Below are 20,126 nucleotides of genomic sequence, written 5' to 3'. Positions count from 1 at the left end.
GGGGGAGGGGGCTGCGTGTGCGGGTTGTGAGGGGCTGGTCGCGGAGTTCCCCGCGCCCCTGGAGGGCGCTTGTCGGGGATGGTGGTCAGGGCTGACCCCGAGCTTTTGGCCGGGGTCGGGCGTCTGCGTCTGGGGGCGTCGCGCAGTTCCCCGCGCCCCGGAGGGGCGCGTGCCGGGGTGGAGGCCGGGTGGGCTCCTCGCCGTTGAGGGGCCCGGGTCCTGCGGCGTGGGCTAGAGGGTCTTGAGGTAGGCCGGGAGTTCGGTGTCGGGCAGCAGGTCGGCGTCCGGGATCGGGGTGTCGTAGCCCTTGCGGAGGGGGACGACGCCGGCCCAGTGGGGGAGGGTGAGGTCCTCGGGCTCCTCGTTGACGCCGCCGGTGCGGGTCTTGGCCGAGACCTCGTTCAGGTCGAGGCGGATCACGGCGGTGGCCGCGAACTCCTTCGCGTTGGCGGGCCGGGAGTCCCGCGAGCGGCCCGGTACGACGTGGTCGACGAGCGCGTCCAGGGCGATCCGCCGCTCCTGCGGGTCGGTGACCTGGTGGGCGGTGCCGTGCACCACGACCGAGCGGTAGTTGATCGAGTGGTGGAAGGCGGAACGGGCCAGGACCAGCCCGTCCACGTGCGTCACCGTCAGGCACACCGGGAGACCCGGGTCGGCCTGGCCCGTCATCCGCAGCGGGCGTGAACCCGTCGAACCGTGCACGTAGAGCGTCTCGCCGACCCGGCCGTACAGCGTGGGCAGTACCACCGGGGCGCCGTCGCGGACGAAGCCGAGATGGCAGACGTACCCCTCGTCGAGTATCGCGTGCACCAGGTCCTTGTCGTACGACGCCTTCTGCGCGCCCCGGGTGGGGACGGTGCGGTCGGTGACGTCGTAGGCGGCGGCCGGCGATGTCGTCGGCTGTGATGTCCCCGTCATTGCGCTCTCCATTGCACTAGTGCATAGTTTGGTTTGTGCTAGGAGAATACATGGTCACTGGGCGGCGCGCGGCGGATATCGCGGCGAGCGTCGAGCGGGCGGTCGGGGCGGGCGAGCTGATGCCCGGCCAACTGCTGCCGCCCATGCGTGAGTTGGCGGAACGACTCGGGGTGAACCCGAACACCGTCGCCGCCGCCTACCGCACGCTGCGTGAGCGGGGGGTCATCGAGACCGCCGGGCGGCGAGGGAGCCGCGTGCGGCCCCGGCCGGCGACGACGGGGCGCGAGTACATCCGGGTGGAGGTACCGGAGGGCGTGCGTGACCTCGCCGACGGCAATCCCGACACCACCTTGCTGCCGCGTCTGGCCGAGGCGTTCGCGGCGGCCGCCGAGCAGGGCGACCGAGAGCCGGTGCTGTACGGGTCGGGGTCGGTGGAGCCCGAGCTGGCGCGGATCGCGCGCGCCGAACTGGACGCCGACGGGGTGCCGGACGGGCCGGTCACCGTCACCTCCGGTTCGCTCGACGCCATCGAACGCATCCTGGCCGCCCATCTCAGGCCCGGGGACGCCGTCGCCGTCGAGGACCCCGGGTGGGGCAGCGTGCTCGACCTCGTGCCGGCGCTCGGACTGCGGGTCGTGCCGGTCGGCGTCGACGACGAGGGGCCGCTCCCCGACGACGTCCGCGCGGCGCTGGAGGCCGGGGCGAGGGCCCTGATCGTCACCGACCGGGCGCAGAACCCCACCGGCGCGGCCGTGAGCGCCGCACGCGCGCGTGCCCTGCGGTCCGTGCTCGGGGAGCATCCCGAGACCCTGCTCATCGAGGACGACCACGGTCACCGGATCGTCGACCAGGCCCTCCATCCACTGGCCGGGACCACCCGCAGCTGGGCCTTCGTGCGGTCGGTCGCCAAGGCGTACGGCCCCGACCTGCGGCTCGCGGTGCTCACCGGTGACGCCGTCACGGTCGACCGGGTCCGGGGCCGGCAACGGCTGGGGCCGGGCTGGGTGAGCCGTCTGGTGCAGCGCGCCGTCGTACGGCTGTGGTCCGGCGGCGCGGTGGACGCCACGGCCGTGGCGGCGGCGTACGGGAGGCGGCGGGACGCGCTGATCGGCGCCCTCGCCCTGCGCGGGATCGAGGCGCACGGGGTCAGCGGGATGAACGTCTGGGTCCGGGTCCCGGACGAGACCGGCGCGGTCGCCCGGCTGCTCCACGCCGGGTGGGCGGTCGCGCCCGGCGCCCGCTTCCGGATGAACGCCCCGCAGGGGATCCGGATCACGGTCTCCACCCTCACCGAGCAGGAGATCGGGAGGGTGGCGGAGGCGGTGGCCTCGGCGGTCGGGCCGGGCTCCGGCGGCGGATACGTGTGAGGGCGCCGCGCAGGTTCAGGTGCGCGGCCTCACCTGTGTCAGGGCCGCTCCCGCCAGGACGATCGCCGCGCCGACCGGGGTCGACCAGGCCAGGGACTCGCCGAGGATCGCCACCCCGGCGGCCGTGGCGATGACCGGGATGAAGTAGGTGACCATCTGGGCGGTCGTCGGGCCGACCTCGGAGACGAGGCCGTACTGCAGGAGCATGGCGACGCCCGTGCCGAGGGCGCCCAGCGCGACGACCGCCAGCAGGGGGAGGACCGGGAAACGGCTCGGCAGGGTCGTGAACAGCGGGGTGACGAAGGCCAGTTGGGCGGTGGCCAGCAGGAGTTGGGCGCCGGTGAGGGACAGGTGCGACGTGCTGGTGCCGGCCAGGGTGCGGCGGACGTAGATCCAGCCGATCGGATAGCTGAGGGAGGCCAGCAGGGCCATCGTGGTGCCCCTGGCGTCCAGGCCGCTGAAGCCCTGCCAGGCGCCGAGCACGGTGAGCACGCCGAGGAAGCCGAGGCCGAGACCGGCGACCCGCACCCGGGTCGGGCGGTCCTCCGAGAGCGCGACCAGCGAGAGCGCCATGCCCCACAGCGGCGAGGTCGCGTTGCAGATGCCCGCCAGGGTGGAGGGGATGGTCAGCTCCGCGTAGGCGAAGAGGGAGAACGGCAGCGCGTTGAGGAGCAGGGCCGCCACGGTGAGATGCCCCCAGGTGCGGACGCCGCGCGGCAGCCGCTCCCGCTTCACGGCCATCGCCGCCGCGAGCACCAGCGTGCCGAACAGCAGCCGCCCGAACGTCACCTGGAACGGCGCGTACGCCTGCGTGCCCACCTTGATCAGGAGAAAGCTGAAGCCCCAGACGAGGGAGAGGAAGGCGAAGCGCAGGCGCCAGTCGAGGGCGGCGTGGGTGCGTGCGGAGAGGGCGGCGGGCGTTCGGGTGGGCGCGGCGGTGGTCATGCCCTCAACGATGCTGCCGACAATCTTGTAGCACAAGCGAGAATTCATGAGCTGAATCTCGTAGCATCTCTTATATGTTGAATCTGGAGCGCCTGCGCACCCTCGACGCGCTCGCCCGGCACGGTTCGGTGAGCGGGGCGGCCGAGGGGCTGCATGTGACGACCTCGGCCGTCTCCCAGCAGATGGCCAAGCTGGAGCGGGAGGTCGGACAGCGGCTCCTCGCCAAGAACGGGCGGGGCGTGCGCCTCACCGACGCGGGGCGGCTGCTCGCCGAGCATGCCGCGCGCATCCTGTCGCAGGTCGAGCTGGCGCAGTCGGACCTGGAGGCGCAGCGCGGCCAGGTCGTCGGCGAACTGCGGATGGCCGCGTTCCCCACGGCCGTCCGGGGGCTGTTCCCGGCCGTCTTCCGCGCGCTGCGGGAGGACCATCCGGCGCTGCGAGTGCGCTCGCGGGAGACGGAACCCGAACTCGCCATCAGTGCGGTGATCCGGGGCGACGCCGACCTGGCCGTCGTCCTCGACTGGTACAACAAGCCGCTGCCGGTGCCCGAGGGGCTCGCCCGGGCCGCGATCCTCGACGATCCGGTGGAGGTGGCGCTGCCCGAGGACCACCCGCTCGCCGGGCGGGACGAGATCGACCTGCGGGAGCTGGCGGAGGAGCCGTGGGTCGCCTGGCCCGAGGGCGAGTTCTGCCACGAATGGCTGCTCTACACGCTGCGCGCCAACGGCATCGAGCCCCAGATCGCCCACCGGGCCGGTGAGCACCACACCCAACTCGCCCTGGTCGCCGCCGGGTTGGGTGTCTGTATCGCGCCCCGGCTCGGCCGCGACCCGATGCCGGCCGGCATGCGGACGGTGCCGGTGCGCCCCCGGGTCCACCGCAGCGTCTACGCGGTGTGGCGCGCGGACGCCGACCGGCGGCCGTCGATCAGGGCGGCGGTCGAGGCGCTGCGGGCGGCGGGGGCGGCCCGCGGCTCGACCTGACGTATTGCCGCTCCGGCGGGCGCGGAGCGGGCGGCGCGGGCGCGGCGGAGATCAGCGGCTACCCCAGTTTGCGGAAGTCCCAGGACGCGATCGCGTCCGGTGTCAGGCGCAGCCAGGCGTGCCGGCCGTCGTGCGGCATCTCGTCGATGCCGAAGTTCTTGCGGGCGAACCGCCGCTCCACCTCGACGAGTTCGGGGACCGGCTCGCCCGTGCGCGGTGCCTCGCCGACGAACTCGACGGTGCCGGACAGCTCGGCGCCGCGCAGTTCGCCGTACTCCTCGCCCGCGTCGACCACGACGGCGACGCGCGGATCACGGCGCAGCGCGGACCACCGTCTGCTGCGGGTGATCGAGTAGAGCCACAGCGACGTGCCGTCCCAGACGTACCAGAGCGGGCTGATGTGCGGGGCGCCGTCGGACGAGACCGTCGCGACCCGGCAGGTGCGCTGCGCGCCGAGGAACTCGTCCAGTTCGGCGGGCTCCATCATGATCTTCCGGCCCCGGCGCTGCGTGGCGGTCATCGACATCCCCTCCGCTGACGTGACGTCAGAAGAGGATCGGACGTCTTCCGTCCATGTGCAAGGGGCGTTACGCTCGCCCGCCCGATCGCCTGCGACAAGGGGGACGTCATGCCGTCGTACGCGAGTGAGGCGAGTGAAACGAGTGACGCGCGTGGGTCGAACGCGAGTGGGTCGAAGAGGCAGCGGGAACTGGAAGGGCTGCTCGATCCCTCGACCACCGTCCTGCTCACCGTCGAGTGCCAGCGCGGTGTCGTCGGACCCGACAGCGCGCTGCCCGAACTCGCCGACGAGGCACGCTCGTCGGGGGCGCTGGCCAATGTGGCCAGGCTGGTCGACGCGGCCCACCTGAGCGGGGTGCAGGTCATGCACGCCGTCGCCGAGCGCCGGCCGGACGGGCGGGGTGCCAACCACAACGCCCGCCTGTTCCGCGCGGCGCAGCGGCTGCCCGTACGGCAGTTGGCGGGCACCGATGCCGTACGCGTCGCGCCGCCCGTCGAGGTCGCCGAGGAGGATCTGGTCGTACGGCGGCTGCACGGGCTGTCCCCGCTGGCGGGCACCGACGTGGACGCGCTGCTGCGCAACCTGGGGTGCCGCACGCTGATCGTCACCGGTGTCTCGGCCAACGTGGCCGTACCGAACGCGGTGTTCGACGCGGTGAACCGCGGCTACCGCGTCGTCGTGCCCGGGGACGCCATCGCGGGGGTGCCTGCCGACTACACCCCCGCGATGATCCGCCACACCCTCGCGCTGGTCGCCACGGTCGCGACCACGGACGAGGTGTCGGCGTGCCTGACGAAGGTCAGGCCAGCGTGATCGAATCGCCCGAGACGCTGACCTCCTTGGCCGGCAGCGGCTTCGGGGCCGGGCCGCTCTTGACGCTGCCGTCCTCGATCGAGAAGTTGCTGTTGTGGCAGGGGCAGTTGATCACGCCGTCGGCGATCGTCTTCACGGCACAGCCCGAGTGGGTGCACACCGAGGAGAACGCCTTGAAGGTGCCCGCCTTCGGCTGGGTGACGACGACGCCCTCGCTCTCGAAGATCTTGCCACCGCCCTCGGGTATGTCCGAGGTCTTGGCGATCTCCGTGCCGCCCGCGCCGCCTTTGCCGCCCGCGCCGCCGCTCGCGTCGGCGGTGGAGTCGCCCCCGGCTCCCGCCCCGGCACCGGGCGAGTCGGAGGTGGAGGTCGACGGGGTGTCCTCCGATCCGCACGCGGTCAGCGCGACGGCGAGTCCTGCCACGCCGGCCGCCGCCATGACGGTACGACGGCCCGGGATCGAAGCGGGTTTGATCGTTTCGCTGGACATGCAGGCGGTTCCTTCCGAGATGGCTTTGCACTTTCGCCCATGGATACGGCGGGGTCGTGCTTGAACGTTCAGACAGGGTGCACATCCTGACCTGTCCGGGATCACGAGAGCGTCAAAAACAGCTGTCCGGAAGCTGTCGGTCCGCGGTGCGGCGGACGGGGTGACTCCGGGTGTCAGCGGTACGCCGGTAACCTGGGGCGATGCTCAAGGAAGTCAGCGTGACCCGGTACATCACGCCGCTGCGGGAAGGCGGTTCGCTGCCGGGTCTGGTCGAGGCCGACGACCGCGGCACGTACGTCCTGAAGTTCACCGGAGCGGGGCAGGGCCGCAAGACGCTCGTGGCGGAGGTCGTCTGCGGTGAGCTGGCCCGGCGGCTCGGTCTGCGCGTGCCTGGCCTCGTCACCCTGGACCTCGACCCCGTCCTGGGGCTCGGCGAGCCCGACGAGCAGGTGCAGGAGCTGATCAAGTCCAGCGGCGGCACCAACCTGGGCATGGACTTCCTGGCCCGCGCCATCGGCTTCGACCCGCTCGCCTTCGAGGTCGGTCCCGAGGAGGCCGGGCGGGTCGTCTGGTTCGACGCGCTGATCAACAACGTCGACCGCTCCTGGCGCAATCCGAACCTGCTGACGCGCCACGGCGACCTGTGGCTGATCGACCACGGCGCCACCATGATCTGGCACCACCACTGGCCGGGCGCCCGTGCCTCCGCGGCCAAGCCGTACGACGCCGCCGACCACGCCCTCGCGCGCTTCGCCCCCGATGTCGCCGCGGCCGCCGCCGACCTCGCGCCCCTGGTCACCGAGGACCTGCTCGCCGAGGTGACCGCCGAGATCCCGGACGTCTGGCTGGCCGACGAGCCCGGCTTCGAGACGCCGGACGCGCTCCGGCGGGCGTACGCGGAACCGCTGCTCGCCCGCGCCGCCGACATTCACGAACGCATCGAGGGGATCAAGTGAGCGACCGCTTCCTGGCCACCGGGGCGACCGGGCAGGACGTCTACGAGTACGCGCTGCTGCGGGTCGTGCCCAGGATCGAGCGCGGGGAGTGCTTCAACGCGGGCGTTCTCGTGTACAGCCGCTCCCGGGCCCTCGTGGCGGCCCGCACGCATCTCGACGAGACCAAGCTCCTCGCCCTGGATCCGGGGGCGGACGTGGAGGGCGTACGCGCCGCGCTGCGCGCGGTGGAGCAGGTGTGCGCCGGGGGAGAGACGGCCGGGCAGGCCGCCCGGGACGACGCCGGACGGAGGTTCCGGTGGCTCGTCGCGCCCCGTTCCACGGTGGTCCGGGCGGGACCGGTGCACACTGGGCTCACCGCCGATCCGGCGGCGGAGGCGGAGCGGCTGCTCGCCCTGCTGGTGCGGTGACGGCCGGTGCGCGTGGAGCCCGGCGGGGGCCGACGTAAGGGATCACACCTGGGGGAACGTTGACACCGGGTGCCAGGACTTCTAGCGTCACGTGTGCTGAAGGTACTAAGCGGTCGCTCACCAAGAGGGGGCGCCGCAGGAGCCGCATCCCAAGGGCGAGGAGAACCAGCAATGTCCACCACTGAGCAGCGTGTCGCCGTGGTCACCGGTGGCGCGCGCGGCATCGGTGCCGCGACCGCCGTACGACTGGCCGCCGAAGGCCGTGCCGTCGCGGTGATCGACCTCGACGAGGCCGCGTGCAAGGACACCGTCGAGAAGATCACCGCCGCCGGCGGCAAGGCGCTCGCGGTCGGCTGCGACGTCTCCGACGAGGCCCAGGTCGAGGCCGCCGTCACCCGGATCGCCGAGGAGCTGGGCGCCCCGACGATCCTGGTGAACAACGCGGGCGTGCTCCGCGACAACCTGCTGTTCAAGATGGGCGCGTCCGACTGGGACACGGTCATGAACGTGCACCTGCGGGGCGCCTTCCTGATGGCCAAGGCCGTGCAGAAGTACATGGTCGAGGCCAAGTTCGGCCGGATCGTCAACCTGTCCTCGTCGTCCGCGCTGGGCAACCGGGGCCAGGCCAACTACTCCGCCGCCAAGGCCGGTCTGCAGGGCTTCACCAAGACCCTCGCCATCGAGCTCGGCAAGTTCGGCGTCACCGCCAACGCCGTCGCGCCCGGCTTCATCGTCACCGACATGACCGCCGCCACCGCCGCCCGGGTGGGCATGGGCTTCGAGGAGTTCCAGGCGGCGGCCGCCACGCAGATCCCCGTCCAGCGCGTGGGCCGGCCCGAGGACATCGCCGGCGCCATCGCCTACTTCACCGGCGAGGACGCCGGATTCGTCTCCGGCCAGGTGCTGTACGTGGCCGGCGGACCGCTCAACTAAGGGATCGGGAACATGACTTCGGTGGAACTCCCCGAGCCCTCGGGCAAGGTCGCCCTCATCACCGGCGCCAGCCGCGGTATCGGCCACGGCATCGCCGAGGCCCTCGTCGCGCGCGGCGACCGGGTCTGCATCACGGGCCGCGACGAGGACTCGCTCAAGAAGGCCGTCGAGCAGCTCGGCGCCGACCGCGTCATCGGTGTGGCGGGCAAGGCCCACGACGAGGCCCACCAGGCACTCGCCGTCGAACGCACGATGGAGGCCTTCGGCCGCGTCGACTTCCTGGTCAACAACGCCGGCACCAACCCGGTCTTCGGGCCGATCGCCGATCTCGACCTGAACGTGGCCCGCAAGGTGTTCGAGACCAACGTCGTCTCGGCCCTCGGCTTCGCCCAGCGGACCTGGCACGCCTGGCAGAAGGACAACGGCGGCGCGATCGTCAACATCGCCTCCGTCGCCGGTGTCTCCGCGTCGCCGTTCATCGGCGCCTACGGCATCAGCAAGGCCGCCATGATCAACCTGACCCTCCAGCTGGCGCACGAGTACGCGCCCAGGGTGCGGGTCAACGCGATCGCGCCCGCCGTGGTGAAGACCAAGTTCGCCCAGGCCCTGTACGAGGGCCGGGAGGCCGAGGCGGCGGCGGCCTACCCGCTGGCCCGGCTCGGCGTGCCCTCCGACATCGGTGGCGCCGCCGCGTTCCTCACCTCTGAGCAGTCCGACTGGATCACCGGCCAGACCCTCGTGGTCGACGGCGGCATCTTCCTCAACGCCGGGATGGCCTGACAGAGTACGGCGGGCGCCGGAGCACGCTTCACCGAACGTCTCCGGCGCCCGTCCGCATCCCCCACGGGGGCTCGACAGCGCCGTCACAGCGGACTGATCAAGGGCTTTGCCGACCGAGCGGTGGCCGCTCGCAGGGCCTGCGGTATCGTTCGCCCACTCTTGGTACGGCATTTCGAGGAGCATGCGCGTGTTCAACCGGAACCGATACTTGCCGCCACTCGCGGTGATCGCGTCCATATCCATGGTGACCGGGTGTGGTGTGTTCTCCTCGGACGCCTCGGACGACGCGGACCCCATCGTGGTGGGGACCACCAGCACGCCGAGCACCCTGGACCCGGCCGCGGCCTGGGACAGCTCCTGGGAGCTGATGCGCAACGTCTTCCAGCCCCTGCTCGGCTACGCGCCCGGCGGGTCCGAGCCCGAGCCGGACGCCGCCGAGGCCTGCGAGTTCACGGACAGCTCCAGCACCGTGTACAGCTGCACACTGCGCGAGGGCCTGAAGTTCTCCAACGGGCACACGCTGGACGCGAAGGCCGTCAAGTACTCGTTCGACCGGATCAAGAAGATCAACGTCAACGGTGGTCCCGCGGGCCTGCTGACCACGCTCTCCCGGGTGCAGGTCAAGGGCGACCGCGAGGTCGTCTTCCACCTCAGCCAGCCCGACGCGACCTTCCCGCTCGTGCTCACCACGCCCGCCATGTCGATCGTGGACCCGGCGGAGTATCCCGCGGACAAGCTCCGTGAGGGCACCGAGATCACCGGCTCAGGCCCCTACGACCTCGACTCCTACGAGGACGGCAAGAAGGCCGAGCTGGTCGGCAACGAGAACTACAAGGGCCTCGCGGACCGCAAGAACTCCGCTGTGACCATCGAGTACTTCCAGCAGTCGGACCAGATGGTCAAGGCACTCAAGGACAAGAAGATCTCGGTCATCTACCGGGGTCTCGGCGCCTCGGACATCGTGGACATCCAGGCCAACCACGACAGCGAGAACCTCCAGATCGTGGAGAGCCCCACCACCGAGATCAGCTACCTGGTGTTCAACCCCAAGGACCCGTGGGCGAAGAACCCCGCGGTCCGCAAGGCGATCGCCCAGGTCCTCGACCGGCCGGCACTCGCCCACAACATCTACAAGGACACCGTCGAGCCGCTGTACTCCATGATCCCCAGGGGCCTGGTGGGCCACACGACGGGCTTCTTCGACGACTACGGCAACCCCAGCGCGACCAAGGCGAAGTCCATCCTCACCGAGGCGGGCATCACCGAAACGGTTCCTCTCACGCTCTGGTACACCTCGGACCGGTACGGCTCCCAGACCAAGCCCGCCTTCGAGGAGCTGAAGCGGCAGCTGGAGGCGTCAGGCCTGTTCTCGGTCACGCTCAAGAGCCGGCCCTGGAAGACCTACTCCGAGGGCTACCAGAAGGGCGAGTACCCCATCTTCGGGCGTGGCTGGAACCCCGACTTCAACGACGCCGACAACTTCATCGCCCCCTTCGTGGGCGAGCAGAACGCGCTCGGCACCCCGTACAAGTCCCCCGAGATCACGGACAAGCTGCTCCCCGAGTCGCGTGCCGAGAGCGACCGCGGGGCCGTCTCCAAGGAGTTCGAGGAGGCCCAGCAGATCCTCGTGGACGACGCCCGCCTGATCCCGCTGTGGCAGGGCAAGGCGTACACGGCCGCGAACGAGGAGATCGCCGGCCTGGAGAACGTCATCGACCCCGCGACGATGATGGCCATGTGGCAGCTGTCCTGGAAGACCAGCTGGTAATTCCGGGTGCCGGGTCCCGTTGTCAGTGGGCGCCTGTAGGTTCTGTGCTCTGACGGCGGCCGCGCCTCGCGCGGCTGCCCATGGCCGCGTGCTGCGCGGCCGTGAAGTGAGCGCACACCGGAGGACGTTGACGTGACCGACATCGCCATGCTGCCCGAGTCCTGGCGCGGGGTCCTGGGGGACGAGCTGCAGCAGCCCTACTTCAAGGAACTCACCGAGTTCGTCGAGGAGGAGCGCGCCAGGGGTCCCGTCTACCCTCCCCGTGAGGAGGTCTTCGCCGCACTCGACGCCACGCCGTACGAGAGCGTGAAGGTCCTCGTCCTCGGCCAGGACCCGTACCACGGCGAGGGCCAGGGCCACGGCCTGTGCTTCTCCGTGCGGCCCGGGGTGAAGACCCCGCCCTCCCTGCGGAACATCTACAAGGAGATGCAGGCCGAACTGGGCACCCCCATCCCGGACAACGGCTATCTGCTGCCCTGGGCCCAGCAGGGCGTGCTGCTGCTCAACGCGGTGCTCACGGTCCGCTCCGGCGAGGCCAACTCGCACAAGGGCAAGGGCTGGGAGAGGTTCACCGACGCCGTGATCCGCGCCGTCGCCGACCGGCCCGACCCGGCGGTCTTCGTGCTCTGGGGCAACTACGCGCAGAAGAAGCTGCCGCTGATCGACGAGGAGCGCCACGTGGTGGTGAAGGGCGCCCACCCCTCGCCGCTGTCGGCCAAGAAGTTCTTCGGCTCGCAGCCGTTCACGCAGATCAACGAGGCCGTCGCCCGGCAGGGCCACGAGCCGATCGACTGGACGATCCCCGACATCGGCTGACGCGGCTCGCCCGCCCTCACCCGCCTGTCCGGCTGTCCGCCGTACGGCCGCCGGGGCGCCCCCGCGGCCGTACGGGGCTGCCTGACCGGGTTTGCCGGTGCCTGCCGTTAGCGTCGGGAGGGACAGGCGGGACAGGGGGCGACGAGTGCGGAGGACGCGGTGGTGGAGCGACAGGAGCAGGTGGCACCGGACGCCCTGATGACCCGGATCGGGCAGGCCGTCATGCTGCACCACGGGGGTGACCGCGAGGAGGCCCGGCACCGTCTGCTCCAGCTCTGGGCGGAGATCGGCGAGGACGGCACCCCGCTCCACCGCTGCACGCTGGCGCACTACATGGCCGACACCCAGGACGATCCGGACACCGAGCTGGCCTGGGACCTCAGGGCGCTGTCGGCGGCCGACGAGCTGTCCGACGGCCGCTCGGCGGAGCACGCCACCGACCACCCTGCGCACCACCAAGCGGACCACTCCGCGGGCCGCCCCCGGGAGCACCACGACGAACTCGCGGTGCGCGCCTTCTACCCCTCGCTCCACCTCAACCTCGCCGCCGACTACGCCAGACTGGGCCGCCCCGACGCGGCCCGCAGCCATCTGCGGCTGGCCCGGGCCGCGCTGGCCGCGCTGGAGGACGGCGGTCACGGCGACGGCGTCCGCACCGCCCTGGGCCGGCTGGAGACCCGGCTCGACGAGGCGGGCCCCGGTGGAGGGGACACGCCGGGGCCGCCGAGACAGCGGCCCTGACGCCAGGAGGGTGCTCCCGTCGAGGGCGCCTCAACGGCCGTAGACGTCCTTGCAGATGGCCGCCTGGGGCGTGTCCCTTCCCCAGCCGCCGTACTTGTGGCCGAGTGCGCACACGTCGGAGTTCCCGGGCGGCCCGGTCGGGAGGTTCTCGGGGAGCGGCGGGATCTCGACCTGAGGCCGGGACCCGGGGGGCGGTCCGTACCGCTCGGGGGGAGCCTGGCGCCTCTCCCGGGGTGGTGGCGCGGGAGGCGGCGCGTCGGTCGTGGGCGTGGGGGTGGCGGGGGCAGGCGCGGCGGGCTCCGGTGCCTCGGACGGGCTCGGTGGGGAATCCCGGGGCGGGCCGATCAGCGCCAGCGCCTCCCGCGCCGGCGCCTCCACGATCCGCGTCGCGCCGGTGCCGTCCGGGCGGGGCTCGGACGGCCCGGACGGCAGGGCCGGCGCCTGCGGCGAGGGCGGGTGTTGCGCGGTCACACAGCCGGTGAGGGCCGAGACGGCCACGGTGACCAGGAGCGTTGCGGTTGCGGTGGTGGTCGGTCGATGCACGCGCGCAACTCTGCTGCTTCCGGGCCGCCTTGGGGAAGGATCAAGCGGATGATGCCCCCACACGGGTGACGCCGGGGACCGACGACGACGTGATGTGCCTCGCCCGGCATCCGTGCGACCGGCCCGCACACCCGCCCCGGCCGGCGCCCGGCGTCAGGGTTCGCTCAGTATCCGGTGGTCCCGTCGAGGCGCTCTCGGAGCAGGTCGGCGTGGCCGTTGTGGCGGGCGTACTCCTCGATCATGTGGGTGTAGATCCACCGCAGGCTGGGTGCCTGGCCCGTCCGACGGTGCACGGCCTTGGCGACATCGGTCAGGGCGAAGCCCTCCGCGTTGCGACGGGCGACCGCGATCTCCGCCTGCCAGGTGCCGTGGGCCTCCTCCCAGGTGTCCTCCTCCGTCAGATGGAACTCCCCGTCCGGGTCCTCCTCGCTGAAGTAGAGGGGTCCCTGGTCGTCGTCCACGAGCACCTTGCGGAACCAGATGCGTTCGACCTCGGCCATGTGCCGTACGAGCCCCAGCAGGGACAGCTCCGAGGGCGGAACCGAGGCGGTTCGCAACCGGGCGTCGTCCAGGCCCGCGCACTTGATCGCCAGAGTCTCGCGGTGGTAGTCGAGCCAGCCTTCGAGCATGGTCCGTTCGTCGGCGGTGAGGGAGGGTTCGGTGCGCTGGATGGTCATGCCGGACATCCTGGCAGTCCCCGTATGCTGCCGACGAGGCAAGAGGACGGCACACCGAGGACGGGAGACCCCAGTGAAGGTCGGCTGCATCGGGCTCGGCGACATCGCGCAGAAGGCGTATCTGCCGGTGCTCGGCACCCAACCGGGGCTCGAACTCCATCTGCAGACGCGGACGCCCGCCACACTCACCCGAGTCGCCGACGTCCTGCGCGTCCCGGAGGGCCGGCGGCACACCGATCTCGACGCGCTGCTCGCCCAGGGCCTGGACGCGGCCTTCGTGCACGCGCCGACCGCGGTCCACCCCGAGATCGTGGAGCGGCTGATCGAGGCGGGTGTGCCGACGTACGTCGACAAGCCGCTCGCGTACGAACTCGCCGCCTCCGAACGGCTCGTGCGGCTCGCGGAGGAGCGGAACGTGGGGCTCGCCGTGGGCTTCAACCGGCGGTACGCGCCCGGGTACGCCCAATGTGCCGACCATCCGCGCGAGTTGATCATCATGCAGAAGAACCGCATCGGTCTGCCCGAACTGCCGCGTCTGATGATCCTGGACGACTTCATCCATGTCGTCGACACCTTGCGGTTCCTGGTGCCGGGGGAGATCGAGGACGTGACCGTGCGTGCCCGCACCGAGGGCGGGCTGCTGCACCACGTGGTGCTGCAGCTCTCCGGGGCCGGGTTCACCGCACTGGGCGTGATGAACCGGCTCAGTGGTTCGGCGGAGGAGATCCTCGAAGTCTCCGGGCAGGACACCAAGCGGCAGGTGCTGAACCTCGCCGAGGTCGTCGACCACAAGGGGCAGCCGTCCGTGCGGCGGCGCGGCGACTGGGTGCCCGTGGCCCGGCAGCGCGGCGTCGAGCAGGCCGTCCTCGCCTTCCTCGACGCCGTGAGCGCGGGCAGGGTGCTCAGCGCCCGGGACGCGCTGGCGACTCATGAACTGTGCGAGCGGGTGGTACGGGCGGTCGAGGACCGGTCCGCCGCCTGATTCACTGGCGGCCGAGGCCCCGTCCCCCGCCTCAGCCGCATGGCCCGTACGCCCTCGAAGACGCCCCACACGACCAGGACCAGCAGCGCCGCGTGGACCGGCCAGTCGCCGAAGCGGACGTACGGCGTCGTACCGTCGGCCAGCGGCACCTCGTACACCGCCGCCCGGCTCTCGTCCGTGCCCAGCCACCCGCCCACCCGCGCGCCGTCCGGGCCGTACACCGCCGAGACGCCGGTGAGCGTCGCGTGGACCATGGGGCGGCCGGTCTCGGCGGCCCGCAGCGCGGCCAGCGAGGCGTGCTGTTCGGGCGCCCAGCTCTGCTGGAACGACGAGGTCGCCGACTGCGCGAGCAGCAACTGGGCGCCGTCCCGGGCGAGATGGCGGCTCATGTCCGGGAACGCGGACTCGAAGCAGACCATGGGGCCGATCCGCAGCCCCTTCCCAGCGTCGAACACGACCTGCTCGGTGCCGCGGCGGCGGTCCTCGCCGGCCGCCTCGCCGACCGAGGTGGCCCAGCCGAGCAGTGAGCGCATCGGGATGTACTCACCGAAGGGCACGAGACGCATCTTGTCGTACCGGTCGCCGGTGGGGCCGTCAGGGCCGACGAGCACCGAACTCTTGTAGATGCCGGGGCGGTCGGAGCGGCGGGCGTCGACGTTCACGAGGATGTCGGTGTCCGTGGCACGGGCCAGCGCGGCGATCCGGTCGGACAGATCCGGGCGGTCGGCCAGGTCGTGACCGACACTGCTCTCGCCCCACACGATCAGGTCTACGTCCTGCCCGGCGAGCCGCCGGGTGAGCGCCTCCTCACGGGCGAACCGGGCGTCGGGGCCGTCGGTCACACCGGGCTGGACGACGGCGACGCGCACATCGCCCCGCACGTCGGGTCGCGGCGACCACAGCCACACCGCCGACGTCGCGACGGCCGCGGAGACGAGCCCGGCGAGCGCCGGCGCCCGGGAGGCGCGCACCGCGACCAGTACGGCCACCGCGACGTTGACGGTCACGACCAGGAAGCTGAGCAGCCAGACCCCGCCGACCGAGGCCAGCCGCAGCGCCGGCTCCGCCTGCCACTGACTGGACCCCAGCAGGCCCCACGGCCCGCCCAGGCCCTGCCAGGACCGGACGAGTTCGATCATCAGCCAGCCCGACGGCACGACCAGCAGCGCGGCGGCGACCCGCCCCGGCGAGGGCGTACCGGCCAGGAACCGGCGCGTCAGCCATGCCCAGGGCGCCCATAACGCGCCGAGCAGGCCGGCGATGAGGAAGGTGAAGACGTGGAGGTTCGGCAGCAGCCAGTGGTGCATCGCGAGCATGAACGCGAAGCCGCCGAGCCAGCCGTCGTACGCCGCCCGGCGCCCGGTCGGGGCCGTGCGGATCAGCAGGATCCACGGCACCAGCGCCGCGTAGGCCGCCCACCACAGGCCCGGCGCCGGGAAGGCGAGCACGGGCAGAGCACCCGCCACGACGACGGCCGACCGCCGCCGCCACGGGGAGGCGACCCAGTCCGGCGTCCTCATACAGTGCCTCCCTCCCGCCACTGAGCGTCCCTCCAGTGTGCGCGCCGGGGACGATCTCCGACAGGGGGCGTGGGCGGGGCGGGGTGGTGCGCTCGGTACGGGTGCGATGGTCGGGCGGCCGGGGAGGGCAAGGCGGTTGGGCCGAGTGGCGGAGCTTCGGCCCCGCCCCGCCGCTGGTCGGGCCGGGGTGCGCTCAGGCCGGGGAAGGCCGCTGGGCGGGGGTGAGGCCCTCCGGGGCGCGGCGCCATTTCTCCTGGACGAGGACCTCGCGCAGGCGCCAGCCGTCGGGGGTGCGGGTCACGGTGAACGCGTAGCGGCCACCGCACACGAAGTCGGGCGCGGTGGAGCCGCCGTCGCCTCCGGCGAAACGCATCGGGTTGATGTAGTCCGCCTGGATCTGGGCGGTGTCGCCGGTGTCCTGCTCCAGATACCCGAAGCGCACCCGGCGGTTGACGATCAGATGCTGCCGCATCGGGAAGAGCTCCATGCTCCGGGCCAGCCACCCGGCCACCTGCGCGGCGTCGCCCTCGATCCCGCCGGCCGAGCGGTAGTCCGCGCGTCCCTCCGGTGCGAACAGTTCCCGATAGGCCGTCCAGTCGCCGTCGTCCACCGCCACCGCGTACTCGGTGATCAGGCCGTCGACGGCGAGTCGGTCCATCACGGTCGCGAGTTCCACGCGCTGCGTCATCGGCTCAGTGTTGGGGCAGGAGACGCGCCACGCCAAGGGGCGTGCGCGCGAATGGGGGATATGTCAGGGATCGGGGACGGGCGGCGGAAGCGGGAGGAGCCGTACGGCACGGTGCATGGCCGTACGGCACGGTTCATGGCCGGACGGGGGGACTCGCGGCCGTACGGCGGGACTCACTGCCGTACGGCGAGGCGCCGAGTACGGCACGGCTCCGGGCCGTCGATATTCGGTGGCCCCGGACGCGACCGTGATCGAGCCTGGTCGCATGAAGGAAAGTGACCACCTCGCGGAGAGCGAGCCCAAGTTCCGTATCCGTGCCCGGCACACCGCCGACACGGTCACCGTCTACCAGGCGTACAGCCCGCGGATCGGCGGCCCGGCGGCACGCCACGGTCGTTTTCCGGCCGAGTGGAAGCGGGACCGGATGACCTGGATCAAGCCCTCCTTCCTGTGGATGATGTACCGCTGCGGCTGGGGCACCAAGGAGGGGCAGGAGACCGTGTTGGCCGTGGAGATCACCCGTGAGGGGTTCGCATGGGTGCTGCGGCACTCCTGTCTCTCGCACTACGTGCCCGAGTTGCACGGCGATCAGGCGGAGTGGAAGCGCCGGTTGAGGCGGTCGTCGGCGCGGGTGCAGTGGGACCCGGAGCGGGATCTGCACCTCAACCCGCTGCCGCACCGGTCCCTCCAGCTGGGGCTGACGGGCGAGGCGGCGGTGAGGTACGCGGACGAGTGGATCGTCGGGATCGAGGACGTGACGCCGCTCGCCCGGGAGGTGCACGGTCATGTGCGTGCGGGGGAACCGGACCGGGCGGCCGCGTTGTTGCCGGTGGAGCGGCCGTATCCGGTGGCGGAGGATGCGCTGGGTCATCTGCGGTGACGGGATCCGCGGAGCGAGCGTGGTTCTGACGGGCGGCGGTTGTGCGTGGCGGGGGACCGCTCACTGCGCCGGTTGCCGCGCCGATCGCCGCAGGGCGTCCGCGACGGTGAGGAACAGGACGCTGTCCGCCACGTCGGAGACCGGTTCCCGCGCCGCCGGTTTGCGCTCACCGGTGACCAGGACGTGGATGGTCGACCCCATCAGATCGACTTCGCTGATCTTCTCCCAGGGCAGGACCCGGCCGGCGTGCTCCAGCCCGGCCAGGCTCACCGTGAAGGGGCCGAACGCCGCCCGTCCCCCGGTCTCCAACAGCGTGCCGAGTTCGGCCAGTCGCGCCCTCGCGTCCTCCTCCGCGCCCTGGCTCTGTACCGCGAGCCAGCCGTCCGAGACGAGGGTGCCCAGGTGCTGCGCCTCGGGTGTGTCGCCCGACACCATGAAGTTGCCGGCCGGCGTCTGGACGTACACGGAGTGCGTGGTCGACACGGTGACCCCGTTGCGTTCGTGCTGCGTCGCATGGCGCTGGCATCCGGTGATCTCGTCCCAGGAGCAGGCGATAGGTGGCCGCGAACCGTACTGGTAGACCACCCCCTGCGCGAACACGGCACACCAGGTGACGGGTCTGAACAGTGCGGCCAGCGAAACGGCGATCGCCCCGAGGAAGGTGCATCCGCCGAGGACGATGAAGAGGATCGCGTTGGTCCACTCGCTCTCCCCGCTGATGACGAAGACCATCATCACGCAGAACGCGGTGACCAGGAGGAGCATGAAGAACCCCCACCAGGACACCGCACTCGTCCGTGCGCGGAAGGCGTATCGTCCGTCCCCGAGCTGTCGCTCCGCCGCCGCAGCCGGCACTGTCGACGGGATCTCGTCCCAGAGGTTCCGGGCCACCATCGCAACTCCCCCCACGCGTCACTCGCCCTCAACAGGCTTGTGTGCAAGTCGAGTTGACGATGCGAACATCCTCGGGATGCTACGGCGCCTGGCTGAAAAGCGGTAGACGTCTCGGCTCTGTCGGGAGGGTCAGTCGCCTCTTCGGCCGAGCAGTTCGCAGACCGCGTTCTCCTCGACCGCGCGGAGCCGCTCCAGGAGTCCGGGGTCGAGTGTCCTGTTCACCTGGGTGGTGAGCGAGAAGGTGAGGGATCTGCGGCCGTCGGGGGTCGCGGCGATCAGCTGGGTGTAGCCGGGGAAGTTCCCGGTGTGACCCAGCACCACCCCGCAGCGGGTGTCGTATCGGAAGAGGGCGAGTCCCGCTCTGTTGCGGCCCGGGCCGGCCGGTTCGGACGCCCCCTCGATCCAGCGGCGCTGCTCGCGCAGAACGGATCTCGACGTCAGCTCCCCGGCGGCGTAGCCGCGGATGAACCGGGTCAGGTCACGCGGGGTGGAGACGATCCCGCCCGAGGCCCAGACACCGGACGCGCTCAGCGCTTCACTGACGTCCTCCGGCGGCGCGGGCGGCTCGACGGCGTAGCCGTGCATGTACGGCTCCGGCATCTCGTAACCCAGCGGCAGGCTGGTGTCGGTCAGGCCGAGCGGCCGGTACACGAGTCGGCTCAGCAGCTCCTCGTACGGCCGGCGGGTCACCGCCTCCGCCATCAGGGCGACGGCGATGTTGTCGGAGTTGGAGTACCGGTACCGGGAGCCGGGGCGAAAGCGCAGCGGTTCGTCCGCGACGAAGTCCAGCAGCCGGCGCGGGTCGAAGGTACGGCGCGGGTCCGCGAGGAGCAGTTCCAGGAACTCCGGGTCCTCGGTGTAGTCCGGCAGGCCACTGGTGTGGTTCAGCAACTGCCGCAACGTGACCGACCGCCAGGCGCGCGGCAGCCGGGGCAGGGTGCGGCCGATGGTGCTGTCGAGGCCGAGCGCGCCCCGCTGCACCAGGCTCAGTGCCACGGCTCCGCTGAACGCCTTCGCCGTACTGGCGATCCGCATGTGGTCGGTGGGCTCGATCGGACGGCCGGTCTCCAGATCGGCGACCCCGGCGCGCAGGACGCGTGACGTACGGTCCCGTTGCAGTACGACGATCACACCTGGCGGCCCTCCGGGAGCGCCGACCAGTTCGTCGAGCTGCTGTTGCAGGGTCTGCTCGCTCCCGCCGGAGCCGTGCCCCGGGAGGGTGTCGCCGGCGGCGCCCGCCGCGGGGGCCAGGAGCAGGCCACCCAGGCAGGACGCGCCGAGCAGAGCGACGAGGGACAGGCGCAGACCGCGGCGGGAGCGAGGACCCGTACGGGTTCGGGTACGGGTGCGCGTACGGCTGTGCGGGCGGCAAGCAGGGGTGAGTGACATGAGGGTCCCGGGAGGATCGGCGGGCAGGGCACCCTCAGGATCGGCCGGACCACGGTCGCTCGCGCGCGAGCTTGCGCTGTCCGGCCGATCGGCCCCGCGAGCCGTTCGCGGCGCGG

General features: G+C 71.8%; 22 protein-coding genes. 12 read left to right on the top strand and 10 right to left on the bottom strand.

Annotated elements, in window-relative coordinates:
• Nucleotides 1-231 precede the first annotated feature (231 nt).
• A complete protein-coding gene (locus H4687_RS08270; protein WP_046918169.1) occupies nucleotides 232-918 on the bottom strand; it encodes a pyridoxamine 5'-phosphate oxidase family protein in 687 nt (228 codons plus the stop codon).
• Nucleotides 919-953: 35 nt separating this feature from the next.
• Here H4687_RS08270 and H4687_RS08265 point away from each other — a divergent pair, with 35 nt between their 5' ends.
• Nucleotides 954-2,285, top strand: a complete 1,332-nt coding sequence (locus H4687_RS08265) for an aminotransferase class I/II-fold pyridoxal phosphate-dependent enzyme (RefSeq protein ID WP_097250762.1) — start codon at nucleotides 954-956, stop codon at nucleotides 2,283-2,285.
• A gap of 15 nt (nucleotides 2,286-2,300) precedes the next feature.
• Here H4687_RS08265 and H4687_RS08260 read toward each other — a convergent pair whose 3' ends face one another.
• Nucleotides 2,301-3,230: a DMT family transporter gene (locus tag H4687_RS08260; protein ID WP_046918171.1), complete on the bottom strand. Its 930-nt coding sequence runs from the start codon at nucleotides 3,228-3,230 to the stop codon at nucleotides 2,301-2,303.
• 74 nt (nucleotides 3,231-3,304) lie between these two features.
• Here H4687_RS08260 and H4687_RS08255 point away from each other — a divergent pair, with 74 nt between their 5' ends.
• Nucleotides 3,305-4,213: a LysR family transcriptional regulator gene (locus H4687_RS08255; RefSeq protein ID WP_046918167.1), complete on the top strand. Its 909-nt coding sequence runs from the start codon at nucleotides 3,305-3,307 to the stop codon at nucleotides 4,211-4,213.
• Nucleotides 4,214-4,271: 58 nt separating this feature from the next.
• Here the strand turns inward: H4687_RS08255 and H4687_RS08250 are convergent, their stop codons facing one another.
• A complete protein-coding gene (locus H4687_RS08250; RefSeq protein WP_020114499.1) occupies nucleotides 4,272-4,733 on the bottom strand; it encodes a pyridoxamine 5'-phosphate oxidase family protein in 462 nt (153 codons plus the stop codon).
• A 108-nt stretch (nucleotides 4,734-4,841) separates the two neighbouring features.
• On the opposite strand from H4687_RS08250, the gene H4687_RS08245 reads away from it, so the two are divergent.
• Complete coding sequence (locus H4687_RS08245; RefSeq protein ID WP_046918166.1) at nucleotides 4,842-5,546, top strand: cysteine hydrolase; 705 nt, start codon at nucleotides 4,842-4,844, stop codon at nucleotides 5,544-5,546.
• On the opposite strand, the gene H4687_RS08240 is transcribed toward H4687_RS08245, so the two are convergent.
• Nucleotides 5,533-6,036 (bottom strand): Rieske (2Fe-2S) protein, encoded by a 504-nt coding sequence (locus tag H4687_RS08240; protein ID WP_046918165.1) that lies wholly within the window; start codon nucleotides 6,034-6,036, stop codon nucleotides 5,533-5,535. The two genes, H4687_RS08245 and H4687_RS08240, sit on opposite strands and share 14 nt — an antisense overlap.
• Nucleotides 6,037-6,236: 200 nt before the next feature.
• On the opposite strand from H4687_RS08240, the gene H4687_RS08235 reads away from it, so the two are divergent.
• The 7 genes from H4687_RS08235 (at nucleotide 6,237) to H4687_RS08205 (ending at nucleotide 12,437) form a co-directional block, all read left to right on the top strand.
• Nucleotides 6,237-6,992, top strand: coding sequence for a HipA family kinase (locus tag H4687_RS08235; protein ID WP_046918164.1), 756 nt, complete (start codon nucleotides 6,237-6,239; stop codon nucleotides 6,990-6,992).
• Nucleotides 6,989-7,399, top strand: a complete 411-nt coding sequence (locus H4687_RS08230) for a DUF3037 domain-containing protein (protein WP_046918163.1) — start codon at nucleotides 6,989-6,991, stop codon at nucleotides 7,397-7,399. The genes H4687_RS08235 and H4687_RS08230 overlap by 4 nt, the downstream gene beginning before the upstream one ends.
• Before the next feature lie 171 nt (nucleotides 7,400-7,570).
• Nucleotides 7,571-8,332, top strand: coding sequence for a 3-oxoacyl-ACP reductase FabG (gene fabG / locus H4687_RS08225; protein ID WP_046918162.1), 762 nt, complete (start codon nucleotides 7,571-7,573; stop codon nucleotides 8,330-8,332).
• A gap of 12 nt (nucleotides 8,333-8,344) precedes the next feature.
• A complete protein-coding gene (locus tag H4687_RS08220) occupies nucleotides 8,345-9,112 on the top strand; it encodes an SDR family oxidoreductase (protein WP_046918161.1) in 768 nt (255 codons plus the stop codon).
• A 187-nt stretch (nucleotides 9,113-9,299) separates the two neighbouring features.
• On the top strand, nucleotides 9,300-10,880 hold the full coding sequence (locus H4687_RS08215; RefSeq protein WP_046918170.1) for an ABC transporter substrate-binding protein: 1,581 nt from the start codon (nucleotides 9,300-9,302) through the stop codon (nucleotides 10,878-10,880).
• A gap of 132 nt (nucleotides 10,881-11,012) precedes the next feature.
• A complete protein-coding gene (locus H4687_RS08210) occupies nucleotides 11,013-11,696 on the top strand; it encodes a uracil-DNA glycosylase (protein WP_046918160.1) in 684 nt (227 codons plus the stop codon).
• 159 nt (nucleotides 11,697-11,855) lie between these two features.
• On the top strand, nucleotides 11,856-12,437 hold the full coding sequence (locus H4687_RS08205) for a hypothetical protein (protein WP_050398794.1): 582 nt from the start codon (nucleotides 11,856-11,858) through the stop codon (nucleotides 12,435-12,437).
• Nucleotides 12,438-12,467: 30 nt separating this feature from the next.
• Here the strand turns inward: H4687_RS08205 and H4687_RS08200 are convergent, their stop codons facing one another.
• Both H4687_RS08200 and H4687_RS08195 read right to left on the bottom strand, forming a co-directional pair.
• On the bottom strand, nucleotides 12,468-12,980 hold the full coding sequence (locus tag H4687_RS08200) for a hypothetical protein (protein WP_050398793.1): 513 nt from the start codon (nucleotides 12,978-12,980) through the stop codon (nucleotides 12,468-12,470).
• 164 nt (nucleotides 12,981-13,144) lie between these two features.
• On the bottom strand, nucleotides 13,145-13,657 hold the full coding sequence (locus H4687_RS08195) for a DinB family protein (RefSeq protein ID WP_046915674.1): 513 nt from the start codon (nucleotides 13,655-13,657) through the stop codon (nucleotides 13,145-13,147).
• Between the two features lie 73 nt (nucleotides 13,658-13,730).
• On the opposite strand from H4687_RS08195, the gene H4687_RS08190 reads away from it, so the two are divergent.
• Entirely contained in the window at nucleotides 13,731-14,639 is a 909-nt protein-coding gene (locus H4687_RS08190; protein WP_046915673.1) for a Gfo/Idh/MocA family protein, read from the top strand.
• Here the strand turns inward: H4687_RS08190 and lnt are convergent.
• Nucleotides 14,585-16,159: an apolipoprotein N-acyltransferase gene (gene lnt / locus H4687_RS08185; protein ID WP_046915672.1), complete on the bottom strand. Its 1,575-nt coding sequence runs from the start codon at nucleotides 16,157-16,159 to the stop codon at nucleotides 14,585-14,587. The genes H4687_RS08190 and lnt overlap by 55 nt on opposite strands.
• 193 nt (nucleotides 16,160-16,352) lie before the next feature.
• Nucleotides 16,353-16,847 (bottom strand): nuclear transport factor 2 family protein, encoded by a 495-nt coding sequence (locus H4687_RS08180; RefSeq protein ID WP_046915671.1) that lies wholly within the window; start codon nucleotides 16,845-16,847, stop codon nucleotides 16,353-16,355.
• Between the two features lie 265 nt (nucleotides 16,848-17,112).
• On the opposite strand from H4687_RS08180, the gene H4687_RS08175 reads away from it, so the two are divergent.
• Nucleotides 17,113-17,727 carry a DUF4291 domain-containing protein gene (locus H4687_RS08175; protein ID WP_046915670.1) on the top strand — a complete coding sequence of 205 codons (615 nt, stop codon included), beginning with the start codon at nucleotides 17,113-17,115 and terminating at the stop codon, nucleotides 17,725-17,727.
• Between the two features lie 60 nt (nucleotides 17,728-17,787).
• Here the strand turns inward: H4687_RS08175 and H4687_RS08170 are convergent, their stop codons facing one another.
• On the bottom strand, nucleotides 17,788-18,621 hold the full coding sequence (locus H4687_RS08170) for a DUF6585 family protein (protein ID WP_046915669.1): 834 nt from the start codon (nucleotides 18,619-18,621) through the stop codon (nucleotides 17,788-17,790).
• A gap of 129 nt (nucleotides 18,622-18,750) precedes the next feature.
• Complete coding sequence (locus H4687_RS08165; RefSeq protein ID WP_046915668.1) at nucleotides 18,751-20,010, bottom strand: serine hydrolase domain-containing protein; 1,260 nt, start codon at nucleotides 20,008-20,010, stop codon at nucleotides 18,751-18,753.
• Between the last annotated feature and the right edge of the window lie 116 nt (nucleotides 20,011-20,126).

Origin of the sequence: Streptomyces stelliscabiei, from assembly GCF_014873495.1 — a bacterium.
Taxonomy (GTDB): domain Bacteria; phylum Actinomycetota; class Actinomycetes; order Streptomycetales; family Streptomycetaceae; genus Streptomyces; species Streptomyces bottropensis.
The sequence above is the reverse complement of the archived record's forward strand: the minus strand, read 5'-3'. Positions and strand labels throughout refer to the sequence as shown.